The sequence below is a fragment of the Flavobacterium kingsejongi genome (genome assembly GCF_003076475.1).
Lineage (GTDB): Bacteria > Bacteroidota > Bacteroidia > Flavobacteriales > Flavobacteriaceae > Flavobacterium > Flavobacterium kingsejongi.
The window spans coordinates 1,187,336-1,203,874 of record NZ_CP020919.1; the positions used below are offsets into that span (position 1 = coordinate 1,187,336).

Annotated in this window: 18 protein-coding genes; 8 read left to right on the forward strand and 10 right to left on the reverse strand. The window is 40.5% G+C overall.

Translation table 11 applies throughout. The features are described 5' to 3' along the window. Positions 1 to 15 precede the first annotated feature (15 nt). Positions 16 to 492, reverse strand: coding sequence for a methylated-DNA--[protein]-cysteine S-methyltransferase (locus FK004_RS04880; protein ID WP_108736256.1), 477 nt, complete (start codon positions 490 to 492; stop codon positions 16 to 18). Positions 493 to 608: 116 nt separating this feature from the next. Next, positions 609 to 1,034 (reverse strand): DUF1573 domain-containing protein, encoded by a 426-nt coding sequence (locus tag FK004_RS04885; protein WP_108736257.1) that lies wholly within the window; start codon positions 1,032 to 1,034, stop codon positions 609 to 611. 175 nt (positions 1,035 to 1,209) lie between these two features. On the opposite strand from FK004_RS04885, the gene FK004_RS04890 reads away from it, so the two are divergent. Together FK004_RS04890 and FK004_RS04895 are read left to right on the forward strand one after the other, a co-directional pair. Then, on the forward strand, positions 1,210 to 2,478 hold the full coding sequence (locus FK004_RS04890) for a sensor histidine kinase (protein WP_108736258.1): 1,269 nt from the start codon (positions 1,210 to 1,212) through the stop codon (positions 2,476 to 2,478). A 3-nt stretch (positions 2,479 to 2,481) separates the two neighbouring features. Next, positions 2,482 to 3,171 carry a response regulator transcription factor gene (locus tag FK004_RS04895; RefSeq protein WP_108736259.1) on the forward strand — a complete coding sequence of 230 codons (690 nt, stop codon included), beginning with the start codon at positions 2,482 to 2,484 and terminating at the stop codon, positions 3,169 to 3,171. Positions 3,172 to 3,245: 74 nt separating this feature from the next. Here FK004_RS04895 and FK004_RS04900 read toward each other — a convergent pair whose 3' ends face one another. The 8 genes from FK004_RS04900 to hemA form a co-directional block, all read right to left on the reverse strand. Then, positions 3,246 to 3,632, reverse strand: a complete 387-nt coding sequence (locus tag FK004_RS04900) for a c-type cytochrome (RefSeq protein WP_108736260.1) — start codon at positions 3,630 to 3,632, stop codon at positions 3,246 to 3,248. A 31-nt stretch (positions 3,633 to 3,663) separates the two neighbouring features. Then, entirely contained in the window at positions 3,664 to 4,641 is a 978-nt protein-coding gene (gene hemB, locus FK004_RS04905) for a porphobilinogen synthase (protein ID WP_108736261.1), read from the reverse strand. 36 nt (positions 4,642 to 4,677) lie between these two features. Next, entirely contained in the window at positions 4,678 to 5,586 is a 909-nt protein-coding gene (gene hemF, locus FK004_RS04910; protein WP_108736262.1) for an oxygen-dependent coproporphyrinogen oxidase, read from the reverse strand. Further along, entirely contained in the window at positions 5,586 to 5,951 is a 366-nt protein-coding gene (locus tag FK004_RS04915; RefSeq protein ID WP_108736263.1) for a hypothetical protein, read from the reverse strand. Before FK004_RS04915 ends, hemF begins: the two co-directional genes overlap by 1 nt. A gap of 40 nt (positions 5,952 to 5,991) precedes the next feature. Next, entirely contained in the window at positions 5,992 to 7,017 is a 1,026-nt protein-coding gene (gene hemE, locus FK004_RS04920; RefSeq protein WP_108736264.1) for a uroporphyrinogen decarboxylase, read from the reverse strand. Between the two features lie 44 nt (positions 7,018 to 7,061). Beyond that, a complete protein-coding gene (locus FK004_RS04925) occupies positions 7,062 to 7,727 on the reverse strand; it encodes a uroporphyrinogen-III synthase (protein WP_108736265.1) in 666 nt (221 codons plus the stop codon). 69 nt (positions 7,728 to 7,796) lie between these two features. Then, positions 7,797 to 8,723, reverse strand: a complete 927-nt coding sequence (gene hemC, locus FK004_RS04930) for a hydroxymethylbilane synthase (RefSeq protein WP_108736266.1) — start codon at positions 8,721 to 8,723, stop codon at positions 7,797 to 7,799. Next, entirely contained in the window at positions 8,720 to 9,976 is a 1,257-nt protein-coding gene (gene hemA / locus FK004_RS04935; RefSeq protein ID WP_108736267.1) for a glutamyl-tRNA reductase, read from the reverse strand. The genes hemC and hemA overlap by 4 nt, the downstream gene beginning before the upstream one ends. A 365-nt stretch (positions 9,977 to 10,341) precedes the next feature. On the opposite strand from hemA, the gene FK004_RS04940 reads away from it, so the two are divergent. The 6 genes from FK004_RS04940 (at position 10,342) to FK004_RS04965 (ending at position 16,524) form a co-directional block, all read left to right on the forward strand. Then, positions 10,342 to 11,214, forward strand: coding sequence for a helix-turn-helix transcriptional regulator (locus FK004_RS04940; RefSeq protein ID WP_108736268.1), 873 nt, complete (start codon positions 10,342 to 10,344; stop codon positions 11,212 to 11,214). Positions 11,215 to 11,269: 55 nt separating this feature from the next. Beyond that, positions 11,270 to 12,301 (forward strand): ferrochelatase, encoded by a 1,032-nt coding sequence (gene hemH / locus FK004_RS04945; protein WP_108736269.1) that lies wholly within the window; start codon positions 11,270 to 11,272, stop codon positions 12,299 to 12,301. Then, entirely contained in the window at positions 12,302 to 13,660 is a 1,359-nt protein-coding gene (locus FK004_RS04950; RefSeq protein ID WP_108736270.1) for an MATE family efflux transporter, read from the forward strand. Then, a complete protein-coding gene (locus tag FK004_RS04955) occupies positions 13,644 to 14,198 on the forward strand; it encodes a CopD family protein (RefSeq protein WP_108736271.1) in 555 nt (184 codons plus the stop codon). Before FK004_RS04950 ends, FK004_RS04955 begins: the two co-directional genes overlap by 17 nt. A 94-nt stretch (positions 14,199 to 14,292) precedes the next feature. Beyond that, positions 14,293 to 15,729 (forward strand): sensor histidine kinase, encoded by a 1,437-nt coding sequence (locus FK004_RS04960; protein ID WP_108736272.1) that lies wholly within the window; start codon positions 14,293 to 14,295, stop codon positions 15,727 to 15,729. Positions 15,730 to 15,741: 12 nt separating this feature from the next. Beyond that, positions 15,742 to 16,524 (forward strand): enoyl-CoA hydratase/isomerase family protein, encoded by a 783-nt coding sequence (locus FK004_RS04965; RefSeq protein WP_108736273.1) that lies wholly within the window; start codon positions 15,742 to 15,744, stop codon positions 16,522 to 16,524. Positions 16,525 to 16,539 lie beyond the last annotated feature (15 nt).

The following is a 16,539-nucleotide window of genomic DNA, read 5'->3' on the forward strand; positions in this document are numbered from 1 at the left end:
AATAGTAAATTAATTTTAAAAGAACAGGGAAATCTGTTTTACCGGATTTTCATGTTCCAGTAGCCATTTCTTACGCCAGATACCACCGGCATAACCTGTCATTGATCCATCTTTCCCAATCACACGATGACAGGGAATGATAATCCATAGAGGATTTTTACCATTTGCTGCCGCTACAGCCCGAATAGCTTTAGGATCACCGAGCTGATGGGACAACTCAATATAAGAAAGTGTTTTGCCAAAAGGGATTTGGAGCAAGGCATTCCATACTTTCTGTTGGAATTCTGTACCGGAAGGATTAAGGGGGAAATCGAAATCGGTTCTGTGGCCTTCAAAATATTCCGTGAGCTGGGTTACTGCTTTTTTAAGGTGTTGTGGAACCAGGGGTGAAAATGCAATTTCATCATCAAAAACGGTAACACTGGAAACACCATTTCCGTCTCCGGTAATGACAGCGATGCCTAAAGGGGTTTTTAAATAGGCTTTTTCCATAGTGTAGGATTTGGAAATTTATTTTTAAAGATAGTAAAATTTTCTAAAGCGGCACCTTAGGACAAAAAAAAACCACCCCAAATGGGATGGTTTTACGATATGTGACGTGACTGGAATTATGAAGCGTCAGCTACAGTTCCTTTGATAGTCAATATTTTTACTGGTTCAACATCATTAGTTGTAACCGTTACAGTTTTTGTAAATGCACCTGGAGCAGCAGCATTATAAGTAGCTGTTACAGTTCCTGTTTCTCCTGGTTTAATAGGTGTTTTTGTATAGTTTGTCGCTGTACATCCACAAGAAGCTTTTACATTGCTGATCAGGATTGTTTGTTTTGTAGTGTTTTTGAATGAAAATTCGTGAGAAACCGGAGTTCCTTTAACGATTTTAGCAAAATCATGTGTTGTGTCTTTCCAAGTGATTGCTTCACCTGCTTTTACAGTTGCAGCAGCTGGTTTCACAGCTGTTTGTGCAGTAGCACCAGCAGTTACCATAAAGAAAGCGCCAACAACGGCCATCAATGAAAGTTTAAGTGTTTTCATAATAAAGTAATTTATAAAAGTTTTTAGTTAAGATTCTAATTGGGAATCAAGGCAAATATATTCTATATATTTTTATTTTTTGTTAATCAGATTCAAATGATTGTTAACGAGTTGTTAACGGGTTGTTTTACATCGTATTATATAGTAATATCGCCACTCTAAATAGAACCGCTATTTGAAATTCAACCGTTTAAATATCATAATATTAATAGGGCTTATCGCGATGATCGGGGTATTGGTCATGCAATTGGTGATGTTGAGCCAGGCCTATAAATTTGAAAAAAAGGAAATAGGGGAAAAAATACACTTTGCCCTGGAAGATGTAGTAAAGAAAATATACCGCGACAATAACCAGACCGAACTCCCCGTTTCCAGCTCCATCAAAAAGATCTCAGAAGATTATTATATTGTCAATGTAAACGATGTTTTCGAATCGGATGTCCTGGAATTTTATCTCAAAAAAGAGTTTCGGAAAGTACGGCTGAACATCGACTTTGAATATGCCATGTATGATTGCTCATCGGATGAAATGGCCTATGGGGATTATGTTTCGTCTTCCGATAAAAAGACAGCAAAATGTAAAAACTGCTTTACCAAGAATCATGACCTGGTATATTATTTTGCGATTCGTTTCCCGGAACTCAAATACAATTATATCAGTTCACTACAGCAATACTGGGTCTACACAGGAATATTGGTGCTGGTCTTGATTATCTATGTCTATTCTATTTTGGTCCTGCTCCGGCAGAAACGATACTCTGAATTACAGAAGGATTTTATCAATAATATGACACATGAATTCAAAACGCCCATCTCATCAATATTGATTGCTTCCCAATATGCCAGCAACCAGCAGGAAATTATAAAAAATGAAAAACTGAATAAATACATTCAGATTATCATCGAACAGGGCAACAAACTGAATCAGCATATTGAGAAAATCCTGAGTATTGCTAAAAGCGATTCAGACCCGATGGAACTGGAACTGGTAATTTTCAATAGTGTCGAAACAATCCAACTGGTGCGGGAAAATATACTCATGAAATACCAAAGGCCAATTCACATCACTATCGGGAGTGATCATCCGGTTTATGAGATTGCTGCGGATGAGTTTCATTTTACCAATGTTGTGTATAATATCATTGACAATGCGGTAAAATACAATGATTCAGTTCCGGAAATTACGATTACAATCCATGAAACGCCTAAAGAGGTCATATTCGAATTCCGGGACAACGGTATTGGTATCAACGCTTCAGAATTGGGAAGTATCTTTGATAAATTCTACAGAGCTGCTACACCCAAGCGCAATGAAGTGGCTGGATTCGGGCTTGGATTGTTTTATGTGAAAAAAATCTGCAACTTGCATCAATGGAAAATTAGCCTGAAAAACAATTCGGATCAGGGAGTAACAGTGACCATACGAATGCCTAAAAACAAATAAGCCATGTCCAAAAGCCATATTTTTTATGTAGAAGATGATGCTACATTAGCGTTCCTCACCATGGACTATCTGGAACAATTTTATACCATTACACATTATACTGACGGATTAGAGGCATTGCAGCATTTCCAGGATGGCGTCTTTGATCTTTGCCTGCTGGATGTAATGCTCCCCAAAAAAGACGGTTTTGAAATTGCCAGTGCAATCCGGGAGCGGAATGCAGAAATACCGATACTTTTTCTTTCGGCCAAAGCACTCAAAGAAGACCGGATCAGGGGATTGAAGCTTGGCGCTGATGATTACCTCGTAAAGCCTTTTAGCCTGGAGGAATTAAGCTTAAAGATTGAAGTATTCCTGAAACGCAGCCAAAAAAACACGATAGAGCCAGTGAACCGATATGAAATTGGAAGTTACTTTTTTCATCCGGAAGATTACTGCCTGACCTTTGGTGCGGAACGGATCAACCTGACAGAAAGGGAATCCGCTTTGCTAAAACTATTCCTTGATCATAAAAATGATATTCTAAAAAGGGAAAAAATATTAACCACACTTTGGGGAACCGATGATTATTTTATGGGGCGTAGCCTTGATGTTTTTATTTCCAGGCTTCGGAAAATATTTCGGGAAGAGAAGAATGTACGAATTGAAAATATCCCACGTATCGGATTTAAACTCGTCATTGATAAGGAATAAGACTGGTTTTTCCAGCATAAAAAATCCCGATTTGCTGTACAGCAAATCGGGATTTTTAGGTTTAGTATAAGAGGCTATTTTTTGAGATGGCTATAAAAATAGGCTTCGAGTGCTTTAAGCTGCTCGTCGGTCATGGATTTTGTAATCGCAAAATTCGTTTTCATAACTTCATACTGAGAAGGATCAACTATCGGTTCCGCTTTTCCTTTTAGGAAAGCTACGATGTCACCATTTTGTTCCTTGTAGATTTTTGCAATATCCATTATACTGGGCCCGATTACTTTTTGATCAGGCTTATGACAGGAAGCACAGTTCCCTTTGGTTTCAAATATTTCACGCCCGAAAGCTATCGGGTCATAATCTTCTGAAACTTCAGTAGTAGCTTCCGTATTTTTTGGTGTTTCTTTTTTACAGGAAACTATAGCCAGCAGGACAAACAGAACGATAAGATTTTTACTCATGTTATTGGGATTCTTTTAGATGGGGGCAAATCTATTTGTTAAGTAATACGGCTGCTTCTTTGGCGAAATAAGTAGAGATGATACTCGCACCTGCTCTTTTAATGGCATAAAGTTGTTCCAGCATTACGGCATCATGATTCAGCCAGCCTCTTTCAGAAGCGGCTTTCACCATCGCATATTCACCGGAAACCTGGTATACCGCTACCGGAACTTCCACCGCATTTTTTACTTCACGGACAATGTCAAGATAGCACAATCCTGGCTTTACCATCACGATATCCGCTCCTTCAGCTACATCCAGTTGGGCTTCACGGATGGCCTCCAATCGGTTGGCATAATCCATCTGGTACGTTTTTTTGTCTCCAAATCCTGGTGCAGAATCGAGTGCATCACGGAAAGGGCCATAAAATGCAGAAGCATATTTGGCACTATAACTCATAATACCTACGTCCTGAAAATTATTTTCTTCCAATCCCCTACGGATTGCACCAATACGGCCATCCATCATATCACTTGGCGCGACAAAATCAGCACCAGCTTCAGCATGGCTAAGGCTCATTCGTACCAATGCATCGACAGTAGCATCATTGATAATCTTACCATTTTCGACAATACCATCATGCCCGTATATCGAAAAAGGATCGAGTGCCACATCCGGCATAACAATCATTTCCGGTACGGCATCTTTAATTGCACGAATCGTTTGTTGCATTAAGCCATTGGCATTCCACGCTTCTTTACCCGTATTATCTTTGAGCGTATCATCTACTTTTACATAGATGTTTACTGCTTTGATACCCAGATCCCAAATTTCCCGGACTTCTTTTATCGTATTGTCTAAAGATTGACGATAGATACCAGGCATGGAAGGAATTTCGATTTTGACATCTTTTCCTTCTGCCACAAAAATCGGCAACATAAAATCAGTTGGGCTTAATGAGGTTTCACGAACTAATGAACGAATGGATTCATTGGTTCTTAAACGACGGTTTCTTTTATATGGGAACATAATAGTTTATTTTTTAGCAAGTATTTTTTGATCCGTTTATGCTGGGATCCATTGTTTTGGTTCCGCGAGTAAACGGATTAATTTTTCTTCTTCACTTCCTGGTTCAGGATGATGGTCATACACCCACTGCACTCTTGGCGGGAGGCTCATGAGTATGCTTTCAATCCGGCCATTCGTCTTGAGGCCGAATAAGGTGCCTTTGTCATGAACCAGGTTGAATTCAACATAACGGCCACGGCGGATTTCCTGCCAGGTACGTTGTGCTTCGGTATAGTCCAGGTTTTTTCTTTTTTCAACAATAGGCACGTAGGCTTCGAGGAAGCTGTCGCCTACTTCGGTGACAAAGTTATACCAGTCCTGCATGGTAAAGGTATCATCGGCTTTGCAATAGTCAAAAAACAAGCCTCCTACACCACGGGATTCATGGCGGTGTGCGTTCCAGAAATAGGTATCACATTGTTTTTTATATTTCGGATAAAATTCAGGATGGTGTTTGTCACAAGCGGTTTTGCAGGTTTGGTGAAAATGAAGCGCATCTTCTTCAAAAAGGTAATAGGGGGTAAGATCCTGTCCGCCACCAAACCATTGTTGGATTACATCACCATTTTGATCGTACATTTCAAAATACCGCCAATTGGCATGTACAGTAGGAACCATTGCGTTTTTAGGGTGAAGCACAAGGCTCAATCCGCAGGCAAAAAAATCCGCCTCTCCTACATTGAACAATTTCTGCATACTTTCAGGCAGCTGGCCATGAACAGCGGAAATATTGACACCGCCTTTTTCAAATACAGCACCGTTTTCGATCACACGTGTTCTGCCACCGCCGCCTTCAGGGCGTTCCCAAAGGTCCTCCCGAAAAACAGCCTGGCCATCGGCCTGCTCCAGTCCGGCGACAATCTGATCTTGTAATCGTAGGATATAATTGTAAAATTGATCTTTCATTACTGCAGGGCATTGATTTTATTGAAAATATCAAAAGAAAAGGTCTTGCTTTCCATTTGGATATAGTGGTATACTGCTACGGCTTTTCCTTTTAACGTGCTATAGGCGGTTTGTGTGGAAAGCTGTTTTAGGAAATCAGCAAATTGCTCGGTATTGGTCCAGTCAAAGTGCAATTTTTCCAATTGTGCAATGAGTTGTCCCGCTTCAAAATCAACCAGGTTTTCCATAGTTAACCCCAGCATTTTTAATTGGTTATCCAAATCCGACAGGTTCCAGTTTTCCGGTACATGGGTCAACGCGATCAACTGTTTCAGCACATTGTTGATCCGCTCATTTTCCTCGTCTCTTAATCCTTTGTTTAGCATGGCAATTGGGTTATGGACAGCAACAGCTATTCGTTTTTGTTTATGCTTTATATTCTTTTACAGCATCAATAAAAGCTTTGGCGTGGTCTACCGGGATATTCGGCAGGATTCCGTGACCTAAGTTGACAATGTACTTATCTTTTCCGAATTCATCAATCATCTCGTGTACCATTTTCTTAATAACCGGAATTGGAGACAACAGGCGTGATGGGTCAAAATTTCCCTGTAAGGTGATTTCCCCACCGGATAAATAACGGGCATTGCGGGGGGAACAGGTCCAGTCTACTCCTAAAGCGGAAGCTTTACTACGTCCCATTTCGCCCAGGGCAAACCAGCATCCTTTTCCAAATACAATTACGGGAGTAACAGGAGCCAACGCTTCTACAATTTGGTTGATGTATTTCCAGGAAAATTCCTGATAGTCCACTGGCGAAAGCATACCGCCCCAACTGTCAAATATTTGTACGGCATTTACTCCGGCGATCACTTTTTCTTTCAGGTATGCGATAGTGGTATCGGTTATTTTTTGTAGCAATACATGTGCTGCTTCCGGATGTGAAAAACAAAATCCTTTGGCCTGATCAAAACTTTTCGAGCCTTTTCCTTCCACTGCATAACAGAAGATAGTCCAGGGAGAACCGGCAAAACCAATAAGAGGTACTTCATCATTCAGCATCTCTTTGGTCATTTTTATCGCATCCATTACATAACCCAACGTTTCATGAATATCAGGAACGATTACTTTCTCCACATCCTGGATTGTACGGATTGGATTTGGTAAAAATGGGCCTATATTTTCTTTCATCAGCACTTCAATACCCATCGCCTGTGGGATCACCAGGATGTCGGAAAACAGGATTGCTGCGTCCGGGGCGATTCTACGGATAGGCTGTACGGTAATTTCCGATGCTAATTCCGGGGTTTGACAACGGGTAAAAAAATCATATTTGTCGCGTAAAGCAATAAATTCAGGAAGGTATCTTCCGGCTTGCCGCATCATCCATACCGGTGGACGTTCTACAGTTTCTCCTTTTAATGCTCTTAAAAATAAGTCGTTCTTTATCATTTTTTTATTTTTGAACCCGTTCGGTTTACTATAGTACGGGATTATTAATTGTATTTTTTTATAGCCTGTATGATTACATTTTCTATCGTAGGCTGATTGGCATTGATGATGTTCTCCGTAATCCCTTTCAGGGCTTTGGCGGTAGTCGTGCCAATACAAAAACAGGTTTCGTGGGTAATGGTATTCCGCTGCAGGTAGCTTTTTACTCCCGATGGGCTAAAAAACAGGATCCCATCCAGACGGCTATCGATTTTGCTGGGGCTTAAAGTCGTTTCATAAATCTGTACTTCATTAAACGTAATATTTGCTTTCCGCAATGCTGTTGGAAGGGTTTCCCTTCGCATACTGCCGGAAAAAAAGGTAAAACTTTCATCCGCATAAATAGTTGTAAGGATGCGTGCCAGATCTTCTGCATAATCAGAAAAAAGAATTACATGAAACCCGTGTTGCTCAATCAGGGCCTTTGTCTTTAGCCCGACACAAAATACTTTACGATCCTTCAAGCTACTGCTATCTGCGTTTTCCAAAAAACTTTTAAAAGCATTCTGGCTCGTAAAAATCAGGTTTTCTGCCGTTGTACCCAATTCAAATTTCGTATTCCGGATCGTGATAAAGTCCGCTTCCAGTATTGAAAAATTAGCATTGAGTAAGTATTGCTTTTGATTGGGCAAAAGTTTTTTAGTGGACAGGATACGAATTATATGCGGCATTATACTAACATTTAAAAGAAGTGGGATTCCCCAATATCATGGCGGCTGAAATTTGAAATATTCCGGTCGTTATTGTTGTAAATCTTTCTTTATTTTCTCCATCACAGCGATTCCGCCATTTTCCAGTATTTCCAACGCACATTTGCGCCCGAAATTTTTATAATGGTTGATTTCAACTGTTTTTTCAATCTGCACTTTATCCTGCCCGTCTATGGAAAAAAGAACCCCTTCCAGTCGGATAGTGGTGCCTATGATTGTTGCCAGTGCACCAATGGGTGCTGTACAGCCACCTTCCAGTGTTTTTAGGAATTCCCGTTCGACATGGGTGGCGATTTCGCTTTCGAGATGATTTAATTTTCCGGCAGCTTCGCGTGAAAAAGCATCATTTTCCATTGCTACAATTACCATTGCTCCCTGTGCTGGTGCTGGAATCATCCAATCCAGTGTGATATGGTTTTCCGGCAAAACAGCTATCCGTTCCAGTCCGGCCAATGCAAATACAGCTCCGTTCCAGTCCTGATCCGCCAGTTTTTGCAATCGGGTATTGACATTTCCCCTGAGGTCCACTACAGTGTGATGGGGGAATCGGTTGAGCCATTGGGCTTGCCTGCGTAGGCTTCCGGTGGCAATAGTTCCCGGGCTGTTATTGTGCATGAAATCGAGGTTGCCTTTGTGAACCATGATATCCAATACGGATGCCCGCTCTAAGACGGCCGACTGAACAATGCCTTTTGGCAATGCGGTAGGGACATCTTTCATGGAATGTACTGCAATATCGATAGTGCCCTGTAACATCGCAATATCCAGGGTTTTGGTAAAAATACCGGTAATCCCCAGTTCATATAAAGGAACGTCAAGAATAATATCGCCTGTTGACTTTACCGCAACAATTTCTGTCAGGTAGCCTAAGGCATTCAATTTTTTCTCTACGGTATGGGCCTGCCACAAAGCCAGTTGGCTGTCTCGTGTTCCAATTCGGATAACTTTATTCATTATTTGCGTATGGCTTCAATTTGGAAAACTTTCTCGATCCATTCAATGCTTTCATCAACAATGGTGTCCTGGTCTTTCAGGTGGTTGGCAAAATGATTGGTGATTTTTTGTATAATGCGGTTGCTGATTAATTCCGCCTGCTCCTCATCAAAATTACTGATTTTTTTACGTTGAAAATTCAATTCTGTAGTTTTGATGGAATTTAGCTTTTCTTTCAGGGCATGAATGGTAGGGGCAAACTTCCTGCCGTTCAGCCAGTCGTTGAATTCCTCTTTGATTTCATCAATGATGGCTTCCGCTTGTGGGATATGCAGTTTTCGTTTTTCAAGGGTTTCATCGGTCATCTTTGCCAGGTCATCCAAATGGATCAGGCTGATTCCGGGAATATCCCTTACGTTTTCATGAACATTTTTTGGAATCGACAAATCCAGGATCAGCAAGGGTTTGTTGAGGTCAAGGATAGAAGCATCTATAGTAGGTAACTGGGCTCCGGTAGCTACGACAAGCACATCCGCTTTTTGTATTTCCAGCGGAAGCAGATCATAATCCTTTACAACCAGATTAAATTTTCCTGCAATTTTTTCCGCTTTCCCACGGGTTCTGTTGATCAGGATAATATGATCGTTTTTGGTGTGTTTTACCAGATTTTCACAGGTATTGCGCCCAATTTTACCGGTACCAAACAACAATATATTCTTGGAGCTGATGTCGGCGATGTTGTTCATTATATATTGTACCGACGCAAATGATACCGAAGTGGCACCAGAGCTGAGTTCGGTTTCATTCTTGATTTTTTTGCTCGCCTGAATTACACAGTTGACCAGCCGCTCAAAAAAAGTATCTGTCAAGCCAAAAGATTTGGATTCAATAAAACTGTTTTTGATTTGGCCAATAATTTCAAAGTCTCCCAGGATCTGGCTGTCCAATCCGGAACCCACACGGAATACGTGATTAATGGCATCCTGGTTTTTATATACGAAAGCAACTTTTTGAAATTCCTCCACTGTTCCGCGGCTATTGTCGCAAAGTAATTTGATAAGCTGGAAAGGATGTTCCGCAAAGCCATAGATTTCGGTTCTGTTACAGGTTGAAATCAGTATTAAGCTACTGATTCCTTCATTTTCTGCCTGTTGTAATAAGGCAGTTTTGGACTGGGCATCTAAACTGAACTTTCCCCTTACAGCGGCATCTGCTTTTTTATAGCTTAGACCGACGGCATAAAAGGTCAGGTGTTTCGATACATTATTATTGTTCATACGAGGTACTTTGAGTATGTTTTCTTAAGAAGCCTAAATTTGATGTGAATTTCTTTTTTGTTTCATGCCGGGATTTAAAACCAGCGTGAAAAGAAGTTCTTTAATTCCCGATCTGCGAAGGGTCAAAAGAGACAAAAAATGGCTTAGCTTAAAAAAGCTCAACAAAAGTATTATTATACTTTCATAAAAAACAACGCTCAAAGTTCTTTTTATGTCGCTATGAGATATTTTGATTTAAAATGGTGATTTAAATTTAAAATGATTTAAATTTGCACTGAAATCAACACTTTACATCGTTTTTGTTTAGAACCATTCTAAATAAAAAAGGATTTAATTTTGAAAAATAGCAATAAAAAAATACCGCTATGAGTTCACAGGAAGAGATTAAAATTGAGGATGGTTTTTCGATCTTACGCTTTCAAAATGATAGTGATGAAACGTCCCATTTCGAGCGGGAAGTACACATGGATTTAATCCAGTTTCATTTTGGAATTAAGGGTAGGGCGAAATTCATTTTTAACCAGGGTCGATATGCGCTGGATTTGAAAGAGGAAGTCTCTTTGTTTTTATACAACCCCCAAAAAGAACTTCCGGTACATTTGGAAATTGCCCCGCATTCCTGGGTGATTTCAGTCCTGATCTCGATCAAAAAATTTCATGGACTTTTTTCTTCAGAAGCAGATTATATCCCTTTTTTAAGTGAAGGGAATAAGGATAAGAAGTATTATAAGGATGAAACGATCAGTCCCTCGATGTCGATTGTACTGAATCAGCTGTTTAATTTCAACCTGCACCAATCCATAAAAAACCTCTACTTCAAAGGGAAGGCTTACGAATTGCTGAGTCTTTATTTCAACAGGAATGAAGATCCCAATGCCGAGCAATGCCCTTTTTTAGTGGATGAGGACAATGTACTTAAAATCCGCAAAGCAAAGGACATCGTTATCGCCAATATGGCCGAGCCTCCGGGACTTCAGGAATTAGCAGATCAGGTAGGGATAAATCTCAAAAAGCTTAAAATGGGCTTCAAACAGATTTATGGGGATAGTGTCTATAGCTTTTTGTTTGACTATAAAATGGAATTTGCACGAAAATTGCTGGACAGTGGTTCGTATAATGTCAATGAGGTAGGACTTAAGATCGGCTATAGTACAGCCAGTCATTTTATAGCGGCTTTCAAAAAGAAATTTGGAACCACTCCCAAAAAATACCTGATGTCAATTAATGTAAACGCATAATATAAAAACGCCTGAATGATAAAATCAGGCATTTTAATTTTTTAATAAAGAATAAATGAAAGGTGTATTGTTAGTAAACCTGGGTTCTCCAAAGAGTCCTGAGCCCAAAGATGTTAAACCGTATCTGGATGAATTTTTAATGGATAAATACGTGATTGATGTCCCGTTTTTATTACGCGCATTATTGGTCCGTGGCATTATTTTGAGAAAGCGGCCTGAAAAATCGGCAGAAGCTTATAAAAAAATCTGGTGGGAAGAAGGATCCCCGCTGATTGTGCTTTCGAAGCGAATGCATGAAAAAGTAAAGGCAAAAGCAGAAGTTCCGGTAGCATTAGCCATGCGTTACGGAACACCTTCAATAGAATCCGGATTACAGGAACTTGCTGATAAAGGGGTAACGGAAGTATTGCTTTTTCCATTGTATCCACAATATGCAATGGCTTCTACCTTAACCATATTGGTTTTGGCTGAAGAAATCCGGAAGAAGAAATTTCCACAAATGACTTTTACCGATGTTCCGGCATTCTATAATAAACCGGACTATATCAAAAACCTTTCTGATTCCATTCAGAAACATTTAAAAGGGTTTGACTATGACTTATTGTTGTTCTCCTACCACGGTATTCCGGAACGCCATGTGCGAAAAACCGATGTTACCAAATCCCATTGCAAAATAGATGGTAGCTGTTGTAGTACGCCATCGGCAGCGCATCAGTTCTGTTACCGCCACCAGTGTTATGAAACGACACGATTGGTAGTGGAGCAGCTGGGATTGCCAAAAGAAAAATACCGACAAACCTTTCAGTCCCGACTCGCAGGAGACAAATGGCTGGAACCTTATACCGATATTGAAATCAATAAAATGCCAGGGGAGGGGATTAAGAACCTTGCCGTTGTAACCCCGGCTTTTGTGGCGGATTGCTTAGAAACGCTGGAAGAAATTGCAATGCAGGCCAACGAAGATTTCAAAGCCAATGGTGGAGAAAACTTTTTAGCAATACCCTGCCTGAATGATGATGAAAATTGGATAGAGACCTTGGTCAAATGGATTGACGAATGGGCTTTTGCCGAAAAAACAGTAGTATAAATGGCTGTTTCATCGGTTGAATTAGGGACTCAGGATATCAAGAAATTACTGATAAAACAATCTGTACCCTCTTCTGTAGGCATTTTATTTATGTCGGTGAATATCCTGATTGATACGATTTTTGTCGGTCAATGGATTGGTTCACTGGCTATTGCTGCTGTTACAGTAGTTCTCCCGATTACCTTTTTGATTTCTTCACTGGGAATGGCCATTGGTGTTGGTGGAAGTTCCGTACTCTCTAGGGCTTTAGGGGCGGGAGATAAGGAAAAGGCACTATTGACTTTAGGGAATATGATCTCCATGACATTCCTGTTGGCATCCATCTTTGTACTTGTCGGCCTTTTTTTTAGTGAAGAAATGTTATTGCTTTTCGGGGCAAACGGAAATATTATGGCTCCAGCCCGGGAATTCTTTTTTCCGGTTTTATTCGGTGTTCCTTTTTTGGCACTTTGTATGGTGGGAAATAATGTGATACGTGCCGAAGGAAAAGCGAAATTTTCGATGTATTCGATGATCATTCCCGCTTTTGTAAATATTATCCTGGATATTGTATTCATTAAAATCCTGGATATGGGAATATATGGCGCGGCACTCGCAACCTGTATTTCCTATTTTATGGCTTTCCTGTTTGTACTGTGGTTTTTTGTTTATAAAAGTGAGATGCATTTGGCATGGCATCATTTTGCATTCCGGAATACTATTGTCAAAGAGATTACAACCTTAAGCTTTGTGACGTTTTCCCGGCAGGGAGTTGTCAGCATCCTGGCGATTATATTGAACCATACCCTGTATACCTACGGGGGAGAACATTCAGTTACCGTGTATGGCATTATTAGCCGGATGCTGATGTTTGCTTTATTTCCGGTCTTGGGTATTACACAGGGCTTTCTGCCTGTTGCAGGTTATAATTATGGTGCCCAGAATTACCATCGTGTCAAAGAGTCTATTTTAATCTCGATAAAATATGCAGGACTACTGGCCATACTAATTTTTATTGTGATCCTTACTTTTGCCCGCCCGATTGTGGCCATCTTTACAAACGATCCGGCGGTCATTGCAGAAACACCCAATGCGTTGCGCTGGGTATTTGCTGCCTCACCAATTATAGCCGTCCAGCTGATTGGCGCTGCTTATTTCCAGGCAGCGGGTAAAGCCAGGCAGGCTTTATTCCTGACCCTTACGAAACAGGGCTTTTTCCTGATTCCACTGGTGCTGATCCTCCCTAATTTTTTTGGCATTTTTGGAGTATGGGTAGCATTTCCGATTGCAGATGTATTATCCACCCTGATTACGGCCTACTTTTTAAAAAAAGAACTATCAACCAATCTTATCGAAACCGAAGATGGAAAACTATTATGATTACCTCAAATCCCTGCACCTTATTTTTGTAATTACCTGGTTTGCGGGTTTGTTTTATATTGTACGGCTTTTTGTTTACCAAATAGAAGCTGCCGATAAACCCTCGCCTGAAAAGGAAATCCTGCAAAACCAATACCGTATTATGACCTACAGGTTGTGGTATATTATTACCTGGCCTTCGGCGATCTTGGCCAGTATTTTTGCTTTCTGGATGCTTTTTTTTACCGACCGCGGCAATATCTGGCTAGAGTTTTCCTGGATGCATGTAAAACTTGGCTTTGTATTTGTGCTGTACCTGTATCATTTAAAATGCCACCAGATTTTCAAGCAGCTTCAAAAGGATGAAGTACGCTATACCACCAATTTTATGCGCCTTTGGAATGAGGGGGCAACAATTATTCTGTTTGCTGTCGTTTTTTTAGTAATTTTAAAAAGTGCAGTCAATTGGATTTTTGGTGTAATTGGAATCTTTTTGTTTTCGGTGCTGATTATGCTGGGATTCCGGTTTTACAAAAGAATCCGGGAGCGCAACCGTTAAGCTGTTCGTATAACCAGGAGGCACTTAATTTAATCCGATGTTTAGAAATTTCAAAATAAAACGGCTATCACTACGCGTCAGGATTTTCCTGTCGATGATACTGTTGACGCTGATTGCCTCCATCCTTATCGCTTCGATATCCATTTATCAGTTTAAAAAAGAAGCGAAGGATTATCATAAGGAACGGCTGGAACGCAAAGAGAATTCAGTCAAAGAGCATATCAATTACATACTGCAAACGACGACCTATCCCCTGACCACAGAAAACCTGCCGTTGATTTTTAAAGACCGCATTCATGAATTATCTAATATTCATGGATTGGAAATTAATATCTATGGACTGGATGGGAAGTTACTGAAATCATCCAAGGCCAAATTCTCCATTGATTCGGCCACACCACCCATTTCCGATTTTATACTAAAACTAATTCAGTCCACACCCGACAAACGGTATGTGGACATCCATACAATCGACGGGCAGAAATTCCGCTCTTCTTACAGTTATATTAAGGATATCAAATTCAAGCCGCTTGGGATACTCAATCTGCCCAATATTGAAGATGATGGTTTTTATGACCGCGAGTTGACCAATTTCCTGATACGCCTTGGTCAGGTATACCTCTTTATGTTGGTTTTTGCTATTGTACTGGCCTATTTCCTGTCCAGTTACATTACACAGTCTTTGAAAAATATTTCGGATAAGATCACAGAAACCAATTTCAATCAGAAAAATGAAAAGATTGAAGTAGAAGGCACCAGCAGGGAGATTAATTCCCTGATTAACGCCTACAACAGTATGGTGGATAAGCTGGAAGAAAGTGCCCTGAAGCTTGCACAAAGCCAAAGAGAACAGGCCTGGCGTGAAATGGCGAAACAGGTCGCCCACGAGATTAAAAATCCATTGACGCCAATGCGACTCACAGTACAGAGTTTCCAACGGAAATTTAATCCGGAAGATCCTGATGTAAGACAGAAAATGGATGATTATTCCAAAACATTAATCCAGCAAATTGATACCATGAGTTCGGTTGCTTCAGCCTTTTCGAACTTTGCTTCTATGCCTGCGCAGCAAAATGAAACCCTGAATGTTGTGGATGTAGTACAGTTGGCATTGGATATTTTTAATGAGGATTTTATCGTTTTTGAAAAAGAAGAAGATGAGATCATTACCAAAATGGATCGCACGCAGCTGATCCGGATCATTACTAACTTAGTTAAAAATGCACTACAGGCAGTACCGGAAGGGCGGCAGAAGGAAATTATCGTCAGTGTATTGCGTCGGGATAATATGGTTTTGATTAAAGTTAAAGACAATGGTTCCGGGATCGAGCCGGAGCATGCCGGAGTGATCTTTGAGCCGAAATTTACCACGAAAAACAGTGGCATGGGATTGGGTCTTGGAATTATAAAAAATATTATTGAAAATTATAAAGGAACGATTACTTTTGAAACAGAACCTGGACAAGGGACCATTTTTATTGTAACCTTGCCCATTATCAGGGAAGCAGTTTCGCGAAAATTTAATAGCTAAAATAAAAAAATTATGGCCTTCGAAAACATTTTGACAGCACAGGAAAACGGAGTGGCAACAATAACCATCAACCGACCGGCAAAATTAAATGCTTTGAATAAAGCAACAATAGAAGAATTACACGATGCTTTCAAAGCAGCAGATACAGATCATTCTGTAAAAGTTATCATAGTAACCGGCAGTGGGGAAAAAGCTTTTGTAGCGGGTGCTGATATTGCAGAGTTTTCAGAATTCTCTACAGAAGAAGGTGCGCAGCTTGCGGCCAGAGGACAGGAATTATTATTCGATTTTGTACAGCATTTAGGAACTCCGGTAATTGCCGCAGTAAACGGATTTGCTTTAGGAGGTGGATTGGAACTTGCAATGGCGGCACATTTCAGGATTGCTTCTGATAATGCTAAAATGGGACTTCCTGAAACTTCCCTTGGAGTTATTCCTGGTTATGGCGGTACACAACGGCTTCCGCAATTGGTCGGGAAAGGACGTGCTATGGAAATGATTATGACCGCCAGTATGATTGATGCCGAGACGGCAAAAGCATACGGATTGGTAAATCATGTAGTACCACAGGCAGAATTGGGCGAATTTGTAAAAACAATTGCTGCCAAAATCATGAAGAATTCACCTGCAGCAATCGCCGCGGCAATAGAATCGATTAATGCCAATTATGAAGATGGTGTCAACGGCTTTACAACCGAAATCAGGGCTTTTGGAAAATGCTTTGGTACAGCAGATTTCAAAGAGGGTACGACGGCTTTCCTGGAAAAGCGAAAAGCATCATTTACCGGAAAATAAAAAAAAAGAGGGAGT

Excerpts from the sequence above, each read along its gene's own strand:
- FK004_RS04880 (WP_108736256.1), bottom strand. The coding sequence starts at position 492 with ATGGAAAAAGCCTATTTAAAAACCCCTTTAGGCATCGCTGTCATTACC.
- FK004_RS04885 (WP_108736257.1), bottom strand. The coding sequence starts at position 1,034 with ATGAAAACACTTAAACTTTCATTGATGGCCGTTGTTGGCGCTTTCTTT.
- FK004_RS04895 (WP_108736259.1), top strand. The coding sequence starts at position 2,482 with ATGTCCAAAAGCCATATTTTTTATGTAGAAGATGATGCTACATTAGCG.
- FK004_RS04900 (WP_108736260.1), bottom strand. The coding sequence starts at position 3,632 with ATGAGTAAAAATCTTATCGTTCTGTTTGTCCTGCTGGCTATAGTTTCC.
- hemB (WP_108736261.1), bottom strand. The coding sequence starts at position 4,641 with ATGTTCCCATATAAAAGAAACCGTCGTTTAAGAACCAATGAATCCATT.
- hemF (WP_108736262.1), bottom strand. The coding sequence starts at position 5,586 with ATGAAAGATCAATTTTACAATTATATCCTACGATTACAAGATCAGATT.
- FK004_RS04915 (WP_108736263.1), bottom strand. The coding sequence starts at position 5,951 with ATGCTAAACAAAGGATTAAGAGACGAGGAAAATGAGCGGATCAACAAT.
- hemE (WP_108736264.1), bottom strand. The coding sequence starts at position 7,017 with ATGATAAAGAACGACTTATTTTTAAGAGCATTAAAAGGAGAAACTGTA.
- FK004_RS04925 (WP_108736265.1), bottom strand. The coding sequence starts at position 7,727 with ATGCCGCATATAATTCGTATCCTGTCCACTAAAAAACTTTTGCCCAAT.
- hemA (WP_108736267.1), bottom strand. The coding sequence starts at position 9,976 with ATGAACAATAATAATGTATCGAAACACCTGACCTTTTATGCCGTCGGT.
- FK004_RS04940 (WP_108736268.1), top strand. The coding sequence starts at position 10,342 with ATGAGTTCACAGGAAGAGATTAAAATTGAGGATGGTTTTTCGATCTTA.
- hemH (WP_108736269.1), top strand. The coding sequence starts at position 11,270 with ATGAAAGGTGTATTGTTAGTAAACCTGGGTTCTCCAAAGAGTCCTGAG.
- FK004_RS04950 (WP_108736270.1), top strand. The coding sequence starts at position 12,302 with ATGGCTGTTTCATCGGTTGAATTAGGGACTCAGGATATCAAGAAATTA.
- FK004_RS04955 (WP_108736271.1), top strand. The coding sequence starts at position 13,644 with ATGGAAAACTATTATGATTACCTCAAATCCCTGCACCTTATTTTTGTA.
- FK004_RS04960 (WP_108736272.1), top strand. The coding sequence starts at position 14,293 with ATGATACTGTTGACGCTGATTGCCTCCATCCTTATCGCTTCGATATCC.
- FK004_RS04965 (WP_108736273.1), top strand. The coding sequence starts at position 15,742 with ATGGCCTTCGAAAACATTTTGACAGCACAGGAAAACGGAGTGGCAACA.